An 18,768-nucleotide genomic window follows, 5' to 3' on the forward strand; every position below is an offset into this window, starting at 1 on the left:
CAAATCGTTTGCTTGAGTAGAATAATTATTAATATATTTTTAGGTTTTATATGATTTACTTTATTTCAGATACCCATTTTTGTCATTCGAACATTATTAACCTATGTGATCGCCCATTTAAAAGCACCAGTCACATGAATGATACATTAATTCATAACTGGAATGCGTATGTTACTGATCATGATGAGATTTACATACTCGGTGATTTTTTATACAAGGGCAATGGTGCGGATGCCAATAAAATATTACGCCGTTTAGCAGGGAAAAAATATTTGATCCGCGGCAACCATGATAAATTTTTAGACGACCCCGAATTTGACCAATCGTTATTTGAATGGGTTAAAAGCTATCATGAGTTGGAATATCAAAAACAAAAATTAGTGTTATTCCATTACCCAATACTAGAATGGCAAGGTTTCTTCCGTGACGCGATTCACTTATATGGACATGTTCATAATTCAGGTAAAGACCCCGAGCAGTTTAAGCGTTTAGCGGTATTAGGGCCCCGGGCTATTAATGTTGGTGTGGATGTGAATAATTTTTTCCCTATTAGTATTAAGCAGATATTAAAAAAGGCAAATAGTTAACTTTCTTTTTTTGCATACAAATAAACTGAAGCTCTTGATACGCCTAAGTGTTGTGCCACTGTTTCCATAGATTTTTTGATATCTAACAGGCCTTCATTGCGCAGCACTTCAATTAAGTTTTTTCTTTCGTCTGCTTTCAATGTCCGAGGTGTCGCTGCTAAGGTTGCTGCATATTGGTCGATACGCATGCGAATGGCTTCCGCACCATTAGGCTCAATATGCTCTTTTATTGGGCTATTTCCCACATCTATAAACTGCGACAGCATACTTTGCATGCCTCTAAACAACGTCATATCCAGATTTAAACACAATGCTGCGATATATTGCCCTGACTCATCTTTAATGCCAATCGACGTACTTTTTACAGGGCGCCCATCAGAAAATTGGTTGGTATAATTGGCGATGATGTTCGGAAAATCTGCAGATTCAATTCTTGCATGACCGAGTTCAGTAGTCGGTTCACCAACTTGGCGACCAGATAAGTTATTATGAATCGAAAGGATTGAGTGTTCTGGGTTTTTAAGGTCGTGTACAACGACTTCACAAAAAGGCGCAAATGTTTCACTAAGGCCTTTTGCAATAATTTCAACTTGAGCCAGTAATGAATTATCTTTTTGATCTGACATGTCATTTCCCTTCATCTATCAAGCGGTAATAGTTAATTTTAACCTATTTTCAGTGTTGCTAATAGATGAAGGGCGGTGAACATTATGAAACCCATTCTCTATAATACTAATTGTGCAAAGTGCTGAATATCGACATTGCCTCCACTGACAATGATCCCCACACGCTTACCTTGAAACAACTCTTTGTGGGCAAGGGCGGCAGCATAGGACAAGCAACCTGTTGGCTCCACGATAATTTTCATTCGTTCAGCATAAAACTTCATGCGGTCAATAAGTTGTTCATCAGTTACAGTGAAAATATCATCAACCTTATTTTTGATAACTGCAAAGGTGTAGTTACCTAGATGTTGGGTTTGCGCACCGTCTGCGATGGTTTTCGGCGTATCAATGTGCACAATTTCCCCTCGACGAAATGATTGTTGTGCATCATTGCCCGCTAAAGGTTCAACTCCATAAATTTGGCAATTAGGGGATAACTCTCTGGTTGCAATGGCACACCCAGAAAGTAAGCCTCCGCCACCTAAGCAAACAAACAGGGCATCTAATTCACCCACTTCTTCAATCAGCTCTTTTGCTGCTGTGCCTTGGCCAGCGATGATATCAGGGTGGTCATAAGGAGGAATAATCGTTAACCCTTGTTCCGTTGCGAGTTGTTGGCAAAGTACTTCTCTGTCTTCTTTGTAGCGATCAAAACGGATAACGGTAGCACCGTAACCTTGCGTAGCGGCAACTTTCACGGCAGGTGCATCATTAGGCATTAGAATGGTGGCTGGAATGTGCAGAAGTTGTGCTGCTAAAGCGATGCCTTGCGCATGGTTACCAGAAGAAAATGCAATAACACCGGCTTTTTTCTGCTCAGGGCTTAATAAACTTAACGCATTAAAGGCCCCACGAAATTTAAAAGCCCCCATGCGTTGGAAGTTTTCGCATTTAAAAAACAGCTCACCACCAAATTCTTTATTTGCGGTTGTTGAAGTAAGAACAGGGGTTTTATGCGCAAACCCCGCAATACGTTGTGCTGCTGCTTTCACATCTTGATAAGTCGGTAGTATTAATTCTGACATGATATAACCCCAATGAATAATAAGTCGTTAAACAGAAACTGCAATCGCTTCAATTTCTAAGGCTGCGCCAAAATGAAGTTCAGAAACGCCTGCAACAGCACGGGCTGGGCGGTGCTCTCCTATCCACTTAGCATATATCTGGTTGAATAACGGCCAGTTTTCCATATTTGCTATATAAACTCGGACTTGAACCAAATACGTTTTATCGCAATTAACGGAACTTAAGCATGCTTGTAAATTAGCAAGTACAAGGGAGGCTTGTTCTTGGAATGACGCGTTCGTAATGGCATTACCGAGTTTATCAACGGGCAATTGCCCTGAGATAAAAACCAGTCCATTTGCAGTAACGCAGTGTGAATAATGCCCTTTTGGGGCAATGAGTGTTGGTGCATTGACACATTCAATATTCACACTCTCAATAAGTTGACTCATATCGACCTCTCGATAAAAAACCATTAACTGGATTTTTAGTCTAATTCTAGACTATCTGTTTAGTCAATGCTTTTTTAGAGAATAAATTTGGTGTAAATAGCAACAAATTGTTATTGGAGTGTCCATCAACATGGCAAAAAGAAAAATATAAATATAAGCGAGTTAATCAAATGATTTATTGGGGAAAAGGTAATTATTAAGCGTAAATTCATCACTATATTCCTATAGGCAGAATTTAAAGTGGCAAGGCGGACTAGGTGATATATCCTAATTGAAAATGATTAAGAATAATCAAATTGTGACGATATCATTTAAATGATAAGAAGTTGTTATATAAATACTTTTAGGGATATCAGATGGCAAAGTTCACATTTAATCTTCTTTCAATTTTTGGGAAAAAAGAATTACCCGTTGCAGAACAATATTTACAAGAAGCGCTTTTGCCTTTGTCAGTACTAGATGAAGCATTGCCTAAAACTGTTTTAGAGTATGTGTTAGATGGAAAATCGCCAGAAGTATTGGTTCAATTAAGCCAATTGGATAACGAAAAAGCCGTTATTTTACTCGATAAACCCGGTACCGTAGATTGGTGGTGGGGAGGAAATAGCTTTAACTCGAGTCAATATAATAAATTAATTCGCCAAGGGGCAAATGCAAGACATAAGTTATATTCAAAAGTGGGTGATGGGATTACTTCGTCGCAAATCGCTCGTTTTGCAAAAGTTTTAGCTGCAGCATGTCAAGATATTAATATCAAAGTATTAACGCCTGAATTACCGTCATGGGTGAGTTATTTAATGGGCGATGCCTTTGCAAAAACCTATGATAATTCGCGGGATACCAAGTTAGAACATCGAAAACATTGGCATTTTGACTTACTAACGGAAATTATCGAACAAGAGACAGATAAACCGGCTAACACCATTTTATATATCATTTTCGAACGGCACCATTTATCCGATTACCATTATGATAACTTAAGTCGGCTCTTTGCTATCCCTGGTTTCAAAGCGTATTTAACTGCAGAGCAAGCGTTTATTAAGCAGACATTAGTGAATCATTTATCTGCTGCTGGGCAAATTCAATTAGTCAATACGTTGAAGAAAGATGTTGACCTTTATACGCTTTTTGCTGACGTATTAGTTTCTTTTGCCACCAGCTCGTTAAAGACTGTGCGTGCAGCTGCGGAACCTACAATGGCAATTTTACCTGCACAATCGGTCACGCAACATTTAACCCAAATTTTAACAGAAGGGACGCCCAAACAGCGTACTCAAGCCGCAGATTTATTTGCTCGAATAGGTGAACATCGAGAGATATTAGAAGCTGCATTAACAACAGAAACGAATAAAACCGTCCTGAAAAGTATTGAAAGTGCGATTTCGAGATTTTCAGTGATGGATACAGCTAGCCAGGTTGAAGAAGCCGAGTTACCTGAATTCGTTGAATTAGAAGATACACCGCTGCCTGAAAGTGCAAAAGATATTTTAGTTAATAATTTCAATGAAATGCTGCAAAAAGCAAAAGAAAATGCAGAAAATGAAATTGAAGAAAATAAACAACAGAAGCACAGCTACAATTGGGCACAACGCCATTACAAAGAATTCCAAAAGCTTAATGCACAAGCTTGTTGCAAAGTGATTGATAAACTAAATTCAGGTAAGGAAATTATTACTGACCATGAATATAGCGTGGTGAAATTTAAAGAACGTATTACTAACTTGCCTGAATTTACGTTATTCCATGCATTACGTCTGATCAGCCATAACCGCACAAATGAAGAGCATCTATCCCATTACCATCTTACTCGAGAAGTTCCACCAAGAATTCTTGGGCAAATTGAATTGCGCCAATTAGAAAAAACGTTAACACAATGCCATTTTAAAAATGCAACACGGTTAATTGCAGACCTTTGCTTACGCTCATATGCCAATGGGTTAGCCATTTTTAACCAGCCAGCACAAGTTTGGCCGTTTTTTATTCAACACCCAGATTTTATTGCAGAAGCATTGGGTTTAATTCCTCAACAAGAAAAGCAACGTCATTACCAAGAATATGATGCGGCGAGTGGAATTGATGTACTTGCCATGCTGCCGACCATTCCCGCGCGATTCATTCCGCGTATTATGGAGTTGGCTCTTGGGGAAAATAAAACTCATCGTCTGAGTGCGCAGAAACTACTAGAGACATTACCGAATATTCACCTTAATGCGGCTGAGGGGTTAGATTCAGGTAAGCAAGAAATTCGTGTTACCGCAATTGAATGGTTGGCACGATTAAAAAGCCCTGATTCATTGAAACCACTTTATGCATTGTTAAAGAAAGAAAAACGCGAAGTGGTGCGGGCTGCCTTATTAACCGCTCTGGAACAATTTGGGGAAGATATTTCCGGTTACCTTGCGCCTAAAGTGTTATTAACAGAAGCGCAAAAAGGGCTAAAAGCGAAAGCGCCTGCCAGTATGGCGTGGTTTAACTTAGATACGTTGCCTGCATTAACTTGGCAAAATAATAAACCCGTAGAAGCCGATATTATTCGCTGGTGGGTGATCTTGGCCGTTAAATTAAAAATGCCAGCAGGTAATGGGTTATTGCAACGTTATATTGGCTTACTTTCAGTCGATAGCCAAAAGAAACTCGGCAGTTTTATTTTAAATAGTTTTATCGGGCAGGACATTGCTGGGCCGTCATTAGAAATGGCAATGGCGGAAGCAGAACGCGATGCGCCAAAGCGCTTAGCTAATTATCAAGATTGGGTGAAACGTTGGCCTGAATATTATAGCCAATATGAAAACTACACGTTAGAGCAGACGTTTAATGAGATAAAAAATGAAGTACTGCGCCGTTATTTAGGTTCCGCTATTAGTGATAAAGGGATGTTAGCACTGATTTGTGGTATTGAAGGGCACCTTGCCGTGACTACATTGCGTAATTATATGCGTGACCACTACCAACGGCGTGCACAAATTGAAGCTATGATTGATGCGGTGGCGACAAGCAATGACCCACTCATCATTCAATTATTATTGTCACTTTCTCGTCGTTATCGTACCGCGTCAGTTCAAGAAAAAGCGCGCGGATTGGTTGCTCAGATTGCCGAGCGTAATGGTTGGAGCGCAGATGAACTTGCGGATAGAACAATACCAACAGCGGGAATGGATGAAACCGGTATTTTGGCACTTGAATACGGTGACCGCACGTTTACTGCGAAACTGGATGCACAGCAAAAATTAGTTTTGTTTAATCCAGAAGGTAAAGAAATCAAAGCATTACCTGCTGCACGCAAAACAGACAATGAAGAGTTGGCTAAAGAGTCTAAAAAGTTATTCACTGCGAGTAAAAAAGAGCTCAAACAAGTGATTGAACTACAAACCGCACGTTTGTATGAAGCGATGTGTGCAGAGCGCCTTTGGACAACCGCAGACTGGCAGGAATATATTCAAGCACACCCGGTGATGCGTGGCCTTATTGAAAAACTAGTTTGGATAGAAACCAAAGACAACAATATTCTGAATGTATTTCGTCCATCGGACGATGGCAGTTTATTAAATTTAGATGATGATGAAGTCACTCTATCTACTGATTCTTATATCAAATTAGCCCATGCGGCATTGGTCAGTGAAGATGAACGGAAAGCGTGGGTAGCACATTTTAAAGATTACAAAGTTAAATTTTTATTCTCGCAAATGGAGCATAAAATCCCTGATTTGGATCTGAAATTAACCGAAATTGAAGACCGCAAAGGGTGGCTAACCGATACCTACACCTTGCGTGGCGTCTTGACAAAAATGGGTTACCAGCGCGGGCAGGCGGAAGATGGTGGGAGCTTTACCCACTATGCAAAACATTTCGCCAGTTTAGGTTTTTATGTCTATATCGAATTTAGTGGCAGTTATGTGCCAGAGGAAAATATCCCAGCCGTTTTGTATTCATTAAGCTTTGAGAAATCACAACAAAGCTCATGGAACCGTAGCTATATCGAGTTAAAAGATATCCCGCCTATTTTGTTAGCTGAAAGCTATGCGGATTATTTAAAAGTTGCGGATACGTGTGCAGGTTTTGATCCTGAGTGGGAAAAGAAAACACCTTGGTAAGCGGGTTTAACGTAGGATTTTGGAATGACTAAAAATAAAACAACACAAGGGAATGTTCTGCGTGAAAGCGCAGAAGTTCGTTTTGCCGATGAATTGGCACGTTTAACCGAAGCAGATAAACAGAACCCGAAACCACAAGGGTGGTTGCGATCGCCTCGTGCCGTTAGGCAATTTATCTTAGGTGATGGATCACTCAATATTTCTGCAAAATTTTTCGGTGATGATGCTTTAGTTGACCGCGCAATTGTGACGTTATTAGGAAAACAAGGACTAATGTTAGTGGGGGAACCCGGAACAGCGAAATCCATGTTATCGGAGTTATTAGCTGCTGCAATTAGTGGTGACTCAGGTTTAACCATTCAAGGAACCGCAGGTACAACTGAAGATCATATTAAATATTCGTGGAACTATGCTTTGCTACTAGCAGAAGGCCCGACGGAAAAGGCTCTGGTGAGTTCACCGTTATACCAAGGCATGCAAGAAGGTAAAATCGTTCGTTTTGAAGAGATAACCCGATGCCCACCTGAAATTCAAGATGTGCTGGTCAGTTTAATGTCAGAAAAGCAAATGATGATCCCGGAAATGAAAGACAATGCACGGATCAGCGCGAAGCAAGGTTTTAATTTGATTGGTACAGCGAACTTGCGTGATCGCGGTGTTCATGAAATGTCATCAGCACTAAAACGCCGATTTAATTTTGAAACTGTGCGGCCAATCCAAGACCCCGCCTTTGAAATTGAACTGATTAATAAGCAATTAACCACAGAGTTAGCCGACCTCAACGGCCTAGTGACTATCCCTAGCAACGTTATTGAACTGTTAGTCACCACCTTTCAAGAGTTGCGTTCAGGGAATACCAAAGATGGGGGCAATATTAAAACCCCAGATGCGGTGATGTCGACAGCTGAGGCCGTGAATATTGCTTATGCATGTGCGCTTGAAGCCCATTACTTAGGGGATGGTACGCTCAATGCAGGGGCCGTTGCACGGCAGCTTATTGGTGTGGTGTTAAAAGATAACCCTGATGATATCAAACGGATGCGTTATTACATTGATAATGTCGCGAGAGAAAGGGCAAAACACAGCCAAGAGTGGAAAGCCTTTTTTGATGCATCAAGGGCATTTTGACAATAAATTTTTTATCACAATGGCAGAGCCGTGAGGGCTCTGCTAATTCGTCTTCATGATAACTAAATCAGCAAAAGGCCATTTAAGGCGAATAACCCTTAGGGAAACAGCGGTGAGCTTGCTATCGATACCTTTACCAGAACGCATTGAAAAAGCATTACAAGATAGGCGACAACTTGAGTCAGTGGGTATTTATTTTGCGCCAATTCGTCATCATAGCCCTGCGTGTGCATACAGCACACTGTCTTTGATTGAGCACATAAAACCCGATTACGTTTTAATTGAAGGGCCTGATAGTTTTAATGGGCTACTGACCAGTTTGCTACATCATGATACTCAGCCACCTGTCGCTATTATGGCGCAAACAGAGTTAAAAACCACACAGGAGGATGATAAAAGTGACGCCGTCACTCGCTCTGCCTGTTTTCCTTTTTGTGAATATTCCCCTGAATGGCAAGCTTTGCACATAGGCCAGCAATACCAAGCCCAATTACGTTTTATTGATTTACCATGGACAGCACAAGTTAATGAAGATGAAGCCAATGATCTGCAATCTCAAAGTTTGCAGAAAGAGCGCTACTTAGCACATAGCTTGTTTATTAGCCAGCTTGCGAAAAAAAGTGGTTGCCGTGACCATGATGAATTATGGGAACAGATTTTTGAATTACGAGCAATTGAACAGCTCGCAGATTGGCCAGCCTTTTTTATGGATAGCTTTATCTGGTGTGCTCTGGCACGACTTGATTATGAACCCCAAGTCCTTGAGTCAGAAGGTTCCATACAGCGTGAGCAATATATGCAGTCGCATATCCAAACCATTAAAGCCCAACATCCGGAAGCTAAAATTGTCGTGGTAACGGGGGGATTCCATACCCTTGCGCTACTTAAAGGGTTGGAAGAAGTGCGCAAACAGCAGTTTAAGCTTTCTGCGGCACAACAAAAAGCGTTTACCCAACAGCAAAAACTGGGCGAACAAGACAAGGCTTGGTTTATTCGCTATAGCTATGACAAACTCGATGCATTGAATGGCTATGCATCAGGGATGCCTTCCCCCGCATTTTACCAGCAGTCGTGGTTGTCATTATTAGAGCAACGCCAAGCCCAGATGGCAGGCGACAATCAACCTACACAAGCTTATCGAAATCGTTTAGGTGTTGCCTATCTGTCTAAAGTTGCGCATGTCTTACGTGAAAAGCAATTTGAAGCCGCTCCTGGCTTTCTATCGGTTAAATTGGCCGCAGAGCAAAGCATTCGTCTTGCCGCCTTTCGTGGGCATGCAGGCCCTGGGCGCTATGATCTGTTAGATGGGTTACAAAGTGTTTTTATCAAAGGTAGCTTAGATGAAAGCCAAATTGAGCTTTGGCAGGAAATAAAAACCTGTTTCTCTGGCTTTTTACTCGGGAAAATCCCCAAAGGGACAGCAACGCCTCCGCTGGTCACTGAAACTTATGAAATCGCAAAAAGTTTTCGTTTCAAACTTGATGACACCTTAAGTAAGGTGAGTCGCTTAGATGTCTATCGTAATCAACAACATCGTGCGCGTAGCCGATTCCTGCATTTATTAGCATTTCTCGATATCCATTTTGCTAAGCATCTATCTGGGCCAAACTTTTTTTCTGGTAACCAAATGGATTTATTGTTTGAAGAATGGCAATACGCGTGGACGCCCAATGTTGAAGGGGAATTAATTGCCTTATCAGAACAAGGAACGCAATTAAAAGCTATTGCCCTAAACCGTTTGTTTGAAATGGAGAAAAATCTAGAACAGCAAGGTGTTAGTCGTTCAAGCCAAAGTGCGGTCGGGTTACTCATGCAAGCAGCATTGATTGGGTTGCATCAACGGATGCCGGCATTATTTTCCTTGTTAGATGGTTATATTCAACAGGATACAAAGTTTGCGTCATTGATTGCGTGTGGTCATAAACTTGTTCATCTGTGGCGGGGTCGCCAATTCTTTGATATTGACGATGGTTTTGCTATCGAAGCACGTTTAGATGCCTTGTTGCAACAAGCGTTTTATTGCTTTGCACAAATTACGCAGGGGGATGAACAGCAGCAAGAACCCCATTTCTCAGCCTTGCTTTCTTGCCGTGAATTAGTCACTTTCATGCCTGAAATCAATAAAAATCATGATTATGCCATTGATTTTTATCAGGAATTAGACCGCTGTCAAGGTCAATTAAACCATACGCCACTTTTAAAAGGTGCGGTGGATGCTTTGCGCTATCTCGGGGCAAAAATAGATGAATCCGTTCTAACAGAAGAGATTAAGCGTGCGTTCAGCTCCGGTAGTGATCCTGAAATGGCCATTGGCTATTTTATTGGTGTGATGCGAACCGCACCCGAGTTAGTCTTACGCATACCATTACTCATTGATATGTTAAATCAGTTACTTAGTGAATGGGATGAAGGGCGTTTTATTCAAGTATTACCCGATTTACGGTTTGCATTTAGCCAATTAACGCCTAAACAAAATGCACAAATGGCACAATATGTGGCACAAGACTTAGCGATTGAGGCAAAAGAACTCACACTGCACCAAACAGAGTTTAATGAGCAACAAATGATGCAAGTTATTCAACTCGAACAACAATTACAAAGCCAGCTCACTGAATTAGGGTTACAAAGTTGGTTTGCTCGCGCTCAGGAAGGTAAATAATGAGTCAAAAAAATGTCACATTAACCCCTGAACAACTTCTACTGGCTAAGCGCTGGCGTTTAATACTCGGGCAATATGCCGATAACGCACTTGGCCAAGCTACCTTCAGTGCTGAAGAGTTGAAAATAGAACGTTCTTTGGACTTTTTGTATCGAAGAGAATACCAACGTCGAGGCTTAAAGCAAGAAACTGGACGTCATGGTTCTTTAGATGCTTCCCAATTGACCGCGGTTAATTGGTTAAACCAAGCCCGTAAATTGTTTCCTAATAGTACCTTTGAGCGGATGCAATCTCAGGCTTTAGAACGTTATGAGATCAGTAGTTTGTTAAAGGACCCACAAGCGCTAAATGCCATGGAGCCGACAAAGTCCCTCGCAAAAGCGTTGTTAAGCCTACGCGGGAAGATGAATGAAGAAACCCGTGATGCCGTTAAAAATATTATACGCAAAGTCGTGGATGATATTCTAAGTCAAATACGTAACCAATTTCGCCACGCACTAACAGGACGACGTAACCGCTTTCAACGTTCACTGGTCCCAAACAGCCGTAATTTTGATTGGCGAGGGACGATTGCCGCTAATTTGAAAAATTACGATAAACAAAATCAACGGTTAGTGATAAAAACACCTCATTTTAATTCTCGTCAACAACAACATTTACCGTGGGATGTGATCCTGTGTGTTGACCAAAGTGGCTCGATGGCGAGTTCTATTATGTATGCGGCCGTGTGCGCGAGTATCTTAGCGGCATTACCGACTGTACGCGTGTCTTTGGTCGTTTTTGATACTCAAGTTGTTGATTTAAGCCACCTTGCACAAGATCCTGTTGAAGTGTTAATGACCGTGCAATTGGGTGGCGGAACGGATATCGCTAAAGCGATGCAATATTGTGAAAGTTTGATACGTAACCCAAAACGCACTGTGATTAGCTTAATCAGCGATTTTGAAGAGGGTGGCGCGCTGAATCATTTGCTCAATTGCACACAACGTTTGCATAGCCAACAAGTGAAGTTGTTAGGTTTAGCCGCGTTGGATGATGAAGCACTTCCCGTTTATGATCCTGAAATTGCCCAAAAACTCGCTGATAGAGGGATGCATGTTGCTGCATTAACCCCGGAACATTTTGCTCAATGGTTAGCTGAGGTCATGCAATGAGTTGGAAAAACAGTTATTTACAGTATGACGACGATGCATTAGCCGTATTTGCGAATGTGGGGTTACTGAGACGTGCCCGCAAAGATGTTGAAAACCAAAAGGTTAACCCAACAGACTTAGACGCTGGAACATTTACGAGTGATGGTCAAAGCGTTTCTTTAGATGCGCAAGGGATCCAAAAAGCCACTTGTGATTGCCCCGCAACAGGGTGTTGTAAACACATTTTGGCGGCAGTTTTGTGGGTACAGTCGAATGCAACTACAGAAATTGATCCAGCGGAACCGATAGCCAGTGAAACGGTACTAAGCGAATTATTCGCACTGCAACCAGAGAGCTTAATCAAACAAGCAACTAAGCCTGAACTTCGTTTAGCGCTGAAATTTATAGCGCAATGGCAAGACGACAAACTGGTTTATGAAGCGCAATCGAACCAGTTAAAAATTAGTCTGCCAGAATATGATGAGCCAATTATTTATATGCGTAATAGTGGCTTACAGGGCATGATTTCATCTCTACCCGAAAAACAAAAAAATGCGGTTCATCTCGCTATTATTGCAAAATTGAAGCTTCAGCATGGCCAAGATTGGCATTGGCCAGAAGAGCTAACCGCAGGTCAAGTGCATCAACAGGGACTTAGCCAAGACGATAAAGTGGTGATGGGTTCCATCGAACAATTTATTCAGGATATGTTACGGCAAGGACTGTCACATATTAGCCAAAGCAGTGCTAGCCAGTTGCAATTACTGAATATGTCAGCACGAGCAGAAGGGCTGCCTCGCTTAGCTAATGATATGAGACGCCTTAGCCAACAAGTTAAGCGCTTAGCCGACAAACATTTTACGATGGATGAAGGGCAAGTTTTGCGGTTAATTGCCGAGATATCAGCTTATTTGTACCAATTATCAGTAGCAAATGAACATCAGCTTATTGAACTCAAAGGGTTACAAAGACGGCAGTATAGCGATCAATCCATAGAATTTGATTTATTGCCTATTGATGCAAACTGGTGGAAAACCGAGAGTGGTGCGATTGGGGCTACATTGAGTTTCTGGGATCGGCAAAATAAAAAAATCATTCAATGCACGCAAGGTCGTAGTAATAGCCTTGACCCAACGTTTAATCGACAAAATGTTTGGCAAACACTGGCGTTATGGAAACATACAGCCGAAAGTTTGATGAAAACCCCCTTTAAATTGCATTCACCGCGGTTATCAGAGGAAGGTAAATTATCAGCCACTGGCGAAAGCTATGCGGTTAGCACTAAAGAAAAGGGGGTAACAACCAATGATTACCTTAACATTAAAGCTGAATTTGGTTATACCGATTGGCAGCTGGCGGCTAATGAATTGCCAACACTCACACAAGACAATCGGTTTTCCCCGGTTTTATTGCATATTGATGACTATGAGCCGCTCTATTGGGATGAAACAGAACAATGTGTCTTATGGGCGGTGACTGACGCACAACAAAATCGGGCATTTTTACGGTTAAACTGGCAAGGGAGTGATGACCATAAAATTGAAGAATTGCGGTTTATTACGAAACAGCAATGGCCAATTTGTGCTGTGACGGTGCAGGTAAGTCATTCGCAAGAGGCGATTCAGTTGGTACCCAAAACGCTATGGTTAAAAAAGGAACAGGGTATTGAGCTGTTCTACTTAGACTTTGAAAGTACACCACGTAAGAAACAACGTTCAGGCTTTTTTAATAAAATTATCGAATATATGGCGAAAAAGCAGCAAAAAAGCCAAGTTTTTGTGCCTGAATTAACGTTGGCTAGCCAGCTTGTTCGGCCAATACTTTCAGTATTGGAAACGCAAGCGTGCACAGGAAGGCAATGTTTATCCCAAACCCAACAAAATGAAATTGCGTATGTTATTAGAACGCTAGAGGATTTGGGGGCTCTTTGGCTGGCTAATCAATTCAAACCATTGATTGCCTCCAGTGACTTACAACCTGAAGTACTATTACAGTTAGTCTATTTATGTGGCCGTTTTGAAAGGTTACAAATGCCATTGCCTTTTCAATTTAATCAATAATATAAGAGGGAGTAAGATCACTCCCTCATTATGTATCAACAGTGTGTTACTTCTCATTAGACTCAAATGACGCTAAGAATGTCCGCAGTAACTGATCTAATGCTTGTTGTTCTTTTTGCGATAATTTAGCAACGAGGCGGGCTTGGTTTTGTGTATGTGCTTCAATAAGTTGGTTGATTAGCGTTAAGCCTTCGGTTGTTAGTGAAACCAAAAAACCGCGGCCGTCATCAGGGTTGGCATGGCGGCTGACTAACCCCGCTTTTTCTAATTGGTCTATTCGGTTGGTCATTGTCCCCGATGTGACCATCAACGTCGATAGCATTTCCCCCGGGCTCAGTGTATAAGGGGCTCCTGCTCGGCGTAATGTCGCAAGCACATCGAAGCTTGAACGGTTAAGGCCAAACTGAGCGAAGACCTTTTCCATTTCACGAGTTAAGTGAAACGCGACGTTACCCAACCGGCCAATTAACCCCATTGGGCTAATATCGAGGTCAGGGCGTTCTCTTTCCCACTGTTGAGTGATTTTATCTATTCTATCCATAGGCAAATAATGGCGGTTATTTATCTTGACGTCAAGGTAAAATGCACATATCTTGACGTCAAGATAAACTGAAAGAGCAGAAATATGAATCGACTAACGGTTTTAGGGTTGACGGCATTAGCACCGATTGTGTGGGGAAGTACATACTTAGTGACAACAGAAATGTTACCCGCAAGGATACCATTAACATTGGCGGTATTGCGCGCTTTACCTGCAGGGTTGCTATTGATACTCGTGCTACGAAAACTACCCGAGGGTATTTGGTGGTTACGTGTGGTGGTATTAGGTGTTTTAAATTTTTCTCTATTTTGGTGGTTATTGTTTATTGCTGCGTATCGCTTACCTGGTGGTGTGGCTGCAACGGTTGGCGCTGTACAGCCATTAATTGTTTTATTTTTAAGTCGTTGGTTGTTAAATAACCGTTTATCACCAGTTTCTATTATGGCATCAATTGCAGGGGTATTCGGGGTGGCGATATTGCTTTTAACACCGAATGCGGCTTTAGATCCGCTAGGCATTATTGCAGGGTTAGCTGGCGCATTTTCAATGGCGGCGGGAACGGTATTAAGCCGCCGCTGGCAGCCACCCGTCAGTGCTTTAACCTTTACTTCATGGCAATTAACTGCGGGAGGGTTAGTTTTATTACCCTTTGCCATTGTGTTTGAGCCAGCTTTACCAGCGTTGAGCTCATTAAATTTAATTGGATTGGGGTATCTAACGCTTATTGGTGGAGCATTAACTTATGCCTTATGGTTCCGTGGGCTTGCAATACTAGGCCCAAGTTCAGTTGCGTCTCTTGGGTTTTTAAGCCCTGTGAGTGCAGTAGTTTTGGGGTGGTTTTATCTCAACCAACAACTTAGCACTTTGCAATTTATTGGTATGATTGTCATTTTACTCAGCGTGTGGGCGAGCCAACGAGCTGAAACAAGAAAAGTGACTTTAGCTTATCAACGTTAAAGTAAGCTCTGTAGGTTCCTCATTGCCTATAAGTTGTTCATTGCCTGTAAGTTGTTAACTAGATGCAATGAGCAACTTTTCCCTGTGTTAATATTCATTAGAGTATTCATGCGGTCTATAAATAAGTGGCTAATATGTTATTTCCTGATGAAGATAATACGGTGCAAATTGCACCCGAAGCTTTTTTACTCAAAGGGTTTTTACTGGGGCAAAGTGATGCACTATTGCAGTCATTAAGCAACGTTATTGCTGCTAACCCATTAAGGCACATGGCAACCCCAAATGGCTATCAAATGTCTGCAGCAATGACTAACTGTGGTGAGTGGGGCTGGGTAAGCGATGAGAAGGGATACCGCTATAGTAGGCGTGACCCTGTCACTAATGAACTATGGCAACCTATGCCTATTCCATTTGTTCAATTGGCAATTTCTGCAGCGAGCACCGCTGGCTTCGATCATTTTATCCCTGATGCCTGCTTAATTAACCAATATGCAGTTAGCGCTGCAATGTCATTGCACCAAGACAAAGACGAAGCCGATTTCACTCAGCCGATTGTCTCTTTTTCTTTAGGATTACCAGCCACCTTTGATTTTGGTGGGGCAACACGAGATGCGCCTAAAGTCGCTGTTTATTTAGAACATGGGGATGTCTTGGTATGGGGCGGTCGGTCACGGTTAAATTATCATGGAGTACGTCGTATTAAATCAGGTGTACACCCGTTGTTAGGGCCTTACCGCTATAACTTGACGTTTAGGCGTTCTCAACCCTAAATTCACCTTTTACAGTATGCCGATTTATCAATTAAATAGACCATGAATGACTTAATATTTCATTTCAGTAGATTAAATAATATTAATCGTTAAATTTGGTATTTATATAGAAAAAATATCATTGAATAATAAATTGGATACACCTATAAATGATGATTATAAATTAATATAACTAGGTATTGGTAGGTAAGTGAATGTATAGCTTTTTAAATGATTATAATGAGATAGCTCACCCTGCAGTTATGCAGACTTTAAATGATTTATCAGGGAAACGTTTCAAAGGTTATGGCACTGATGAGGTTTGTAGCAGGGTCGCGGCTCAAATTAGATTAAGGATTGGCCAACCTAGTGCTGATGTTCATTTCTTTAATGGCGGTACAATTACTAACCTGACAACGATTTCCCATGTATTACGACCTCACCAAGCGGTGATCACCGTGGAGAGTGGCCATATCGCAGTCCACGAAACGGGGGCAATTGAAGCGACAGGCCATAAAGTCATTACCATTGACTCACCATCAGGTAAATTAACCCCCGCACATATTACTAAAGTGTTATCTGAGCATGGTGATGAACATACTGTCCAGCCTAAGCTTGTTTATATCAGTAATTCAACCGAAATTGGCACTGTTTACCGTAAACAAGAGCTAGTTGCGCTACGCGAGATTTGTGACGCTCATAACTTACTGTTATTTATGGATGGTGCTCGCTTGTCTTCTGGTTTAATGTCGAAATATAGTGATTTAACCATTGAAGATGTCGCGAAATTGACCGACATTTTTTATATCGGTGGAACGAAAATAGGCGCATTAACTGGGGAGATCTTAGTGATTGTAAACCCCGCATTGCAATCAGATTTCCGTTTTAGTATTAAGCAAAAAGGTGGGTTACAAGCAAAAGGTTGGCTACTCGCTGCCCAGTTCGAGCCACTGTTTAATGATGATTTGTATTTTAAGTTGGGAAGCCACCTTAATGAGATGGCATCACAATTAGCTTCATTTTTTACCGAAAAGGGCTTCCAGTTTCTTGCGCCTGTAGAATCAAACCAAGTTTTTGTTATTTTTCCCAATGCATTGGCGAATAAATTATTAACGCACTACCAGTTAAGCTTAATTTGTAAGCCGACACCGGAAACCACCTGTATTCGCTTTTGTACCTCATGGTCAACAACTCAGCAAGATGTAGACAAATTAAAGCAGACTTTCCAAGCTTTACTTTAGGTAATTATCATCCCAATAAATATTTCCGATATTTCGCCTATATTTATTGGGTTTTATTTATCATGATGGCGGGATATTGATGACGTTAATGAGCAATTTGCCATGCCTTGGACTTTTTCCCATCCTGCGGTTGTTTTTCCGATTAAACAAAGTCGATTTGGGCGCTTTTTAAGCTTGCCTGCTTTAATTTTAGGCAGCTTAAGCCCAGATCTATTTTATTCAATGATGTGGTACTCGGCAGCGACTACGGCTCATGACTTGATAGGCTGGTTATATACTGGCTTACCATTATGTTTACTCATCACTATTTTTGTACAAAAAAGTGCTTTTTTTCTCCACTATGCTGTCCCATTTCCCCTAAAAAGCAGAAGTGTAAGCTCACTTCGACAATTCTGTATTGTCGTGCTTTCTTTTTATATTGGTGCCGCAAGCCATATTATCTGGGATGCTTTTACTCATCAGTCGGGGGCTTTTGTTCGGCACGCCGAATTCTTGCAGATTGTCGTATTTAACATGACAGATAGCCAAGAAATTGCTATTTATAAATTACTGCAACACCTTGGCTCTTTATTGGGGGCGTTGTACTTGTTGATAAAATACAAGCAGTTCTACCGCCGGCAATCTGCAGTTCAGCAGCTACGGTATGCGAAAAAGTTAATGGTATTGCTCAAGATTGCCATTATTTCAGCGTGTGTTTCCTTACCATTTGCTTATAATTTAGCCATGAAAGGGGATGTGCTTAGTTTTAATCGCTTTGTATATTTAGAACTGACACTGCTAGTGCCTGTTTTTTTTACAGCAAGTATATTGTTTGCACTGATAAAATATCAGCGCCAGCGAAAGGCAATGCAGAGTTAGCCTTTCGTGAGTAATAGCCCTGATAACATGATATCGATGGCAGCGATACTTTTCTTTAATCGCTGTTGGCTATCACCTTGTGAAATCCAATAGGCCGCTTCAGCGAGACCTCCATTAATCAAAAAAGCCAATGCGTGGGTATCAATATCTTTAATAATGTCTTTTTTGGCGAGCTCATAGAGTAAACGTTCAATCTGTTCGGTACATTGCAAGTTTGATTTAGCTAAGAAATCGCCTAATACGGCTTTTGCGTCACGCAAAATAATTTGTTGATATTCGGGCTCTAATGCCATTTCTAAGTAAGCATGACAGCGCTGACAAAAACTGTTCCATAGGTCTTCAGTATGGTGAGTAATTGCTTGTAAACGTGCATTCATTTGTGAGTCGATTTGCTCAACAACGGCAGTAAATAAGCCTTGTTTGTCGCCAAAGTGGTGGTAAAGGGCACCACGTGTGAGATTGACACTTGCTGCAACTTCATCCATTGAAGTTTCTGCATAACCAAGCCGGCTAAAGTGCTCTCGCGCTGTAGTTAGCAAATTCGCACGTGTTTCTGCCATTTGCGCTTGTGTTCTTCTTGCCATAAAAACTCTCTTACATACAGGGCGTATAATTATTTACATTCAATGTGTATGATTATAT

Annotated in this window: 15 protein-coding genes; 10 read left to right on the forward strand and 5 right to left on the reverse strand. The window is 41.3% G+C overall.

Translation table 11 applies throughout. The features are described from left to right. The first annotated feature begins 50 nt into the window (after nt 1-50). A complete protein-coding gene (locus tag PR809_RS02960; protein WP_102138544.1) occupies nt 51-587 on the forward strand; it encodes a metallophosphoesterase family protein in 537 nt (178 codons plus the stop codon). On the opposite strand, the gene PR809_RS02965 is transcribed toward PR809_RS02960, so the two are convergent. The 3 genes from PR809_RS02965 to PR809_RS02975 form a co-directional block, all read right to left on the reverse strand. After that, complete coding sequence (locus tag PR809_RS02965) at nt 584-1,213, reverse strand: helix-turn-helix transcriptional regulator (protein WP_102138545.1); 630 nt, start codon at nt 1,211-1,213, stop codon at nt 584-586. The two genes, PR809_RS02960 and PR809_RS02965, sit on opposite strands and share 4 nt — an antisense overlap. 98 nt (nt 1,214-1,311) lie before the next feature. Continuing rightward, nucleotides 1,312-2,277 (reverse strand): threo-3-hydroxy-L-aspartate ammonia-lyase, encoded by a 966-nt coding sequence (locus PR809_RS02970; RefSeq protein WP_102138546.1) that lies wholly within the window; start codon nt 2,275-2,277, stop codon nt 1,312-1,314. A 27-nt stretch (nt 2,278-2,304) separates the two neighbouring features. Then, a complete protein-coding gene (locus PR809_RS02975) occupies nt 2,305-2,709 on the reverse strand; it encodes a RidA family protein (RefSeq protein ID WP_206276292.1) in 405 nt (134 codons plus the stop codon). Nucleotides 2,710-3,065: 356 nt separating this feature from the next. Between PR809_RS02975 and PR809_RS02980 the strand changes: the two genes are divergently transcribed. From PR809_RS02980 to PR809_RS03000, 5 genes are all read left to right on the forward strand, one after another. Further along, nucleotides 3,066-6,800: a DUF4132 domain-containing protein gene (locus PR809_RS02980; protein ID WP_206276293.1), complete on the forward strand. Its 3,735-nt coding sequence runs from the start codon at nt 3,066-3,068 to the stop codon at nt 6,798-6,800. Nucleotides 6,801-6,824: 24 nt separating this feature from the next. After that, nucleotides 6,825-7,928 (forward strand): ATP-binding protein, encoded by a 1,104-nt coding sequence (locus PR809_RS02985; protein ID WP_206276294.1) that lies wholly within the window; start codon nt 6,825-6,827, stop codon nt 7,926-7,928. A 112-nt stretch (nt 7,929-8,040) separates the two neighbouring features. After that, a complete protein-coding gene (locus PR809_RS02990) occupies nt 8,041-10,587 on the forward strand; it encodes a DUF5682 family protein (protein ID WP_206276295.1) in 2,547 nt (848 codons plus the stop codon). Then, complete coding sequence (locus PR809_RS02995) at nt 10,587-11,741, forward strand: VWA domain-containing protein (protein WP_102138550.1); 1,155 nt, start codon at nt 10,587-10,589, stop codon at nt 11,739-11,741. The genes PR809_RS02990 and PR809_RS02995 overlap by 1 nt, the downstream gene beginning before the upstream one ends. After that, complete coding sequence (locus PR809_RS03000; RefSeq protein WP_206276296.1) at nt 11,738-13,780, forward strand: SWIM zinc finger family protein; 2,043 nt, start codon at nt 11,738-11,740, stop codon at nt 13,778-13,780. The genes PR809_RS02995 and PR809_RS03000 overlap by 4 nt, the downstream gene beginning before the upstream one ends. A gap of 46 nt (nt 13,781-13,826) precedes the next feature. Here the strand turns inward: PR809_RS03000 and PR809_RS03005 are convergent, their stop codons facing one another. Continuing rightward, a complete protein-coding gene (locus tag PR809_RS03005) occupies nt 13,827-14,321 on the reverse strand; it encodes a MarR family winged helix-turn-helix transcriptional regulator (protein ID WP_206276297.1) in 495 nt (164 codons plus the stop codon). An 84-nt stretch (nt 14,322-14,405) separates the two neighbouring features. On the opposite strand from PR809_RS03005, the gene PR809_RS03010 reads away from it, so the two are divergent. The 4 genes from PR809_RS03010 (at nt 14,406) to PR809_RS03025 (ending at nt 18,126) form a co-directional block, all read left to right on the forward strand. Beyond that, complete coding sequence (locus PR809_RS03010) at nt 14,406-15,278, forward strand: EamA family transporter (protein ID WP_206276298.1); 873 nt, start codon at nt 14,406-14,408, stop codon at nt 15,276-15,278. Between the two features lie 134 nt (nt 15,279-15,412). Continuing rightward, nucleotides 15,413-16,048 carry a DNA oxidative demethylase AlkB gene (gene alkB / locus PR809_RS03015; protein ID WP_206276299.1) on the forward strand — a complete coding sequence of 212 codons (636 nt, stop codon included), beginning with the start codon at nt 15,413-15,415 and terminating at the stop codon, nt 16,046-16,048. Between the two features lie 194 nt (nt 16,049-16,242). Then, a complete protein-coding gene (locus PR809_RS03020; protein ID WP_195698709.1) occupies nt 16,243-17,268 on the forward strand; it encodes a threonine aldolase family protein in 1,026 nt (341 codons plus the stop codon). Nucleotides 17,269-17,370: 102 nt separating this feature from the next. Continuing rightward, the gene (locus PR809_RS03025) at nt 17,371-18,126 is read left to right on the forward strand and encodes a DUF4184 family protein (RefSeq protein ID WP_102138556.1); all 756 of its coding nucleotides are present in this window, start codon (nt 17,371-17,373) and stop codon (nt 18,124-18,126) included. Here PR809_RS03025 and PR809_RS03030 read toward each other — a convergent pair. Further along, on the reverse strand, nt 18,123-18,710 hold the full coding sequence (locus PR809_RS03030) for a TetR/AcrR family transcriptional regulator (protein WP_195698711.1): 588 nt from the start codon (nt 18,708-18,710) through the stop codon (nt 18,123-18,125). The genes PR809_RS03025 and PR809_RS03030 overlap by 4 nt on opposite strands. Nucleotides 18,711-18,768: the final 58 nt, after the last annotated feature.

It is taken from the genome of Providencia sp. PROV201 (assembly GCF_028479545.1).
Lineage (GTDB): Bacteria > Pseudomonadota > Gammaproteobacteria > Enterobacterales > Enterobacteriaceae > Providencia > Providencia huaxiensis.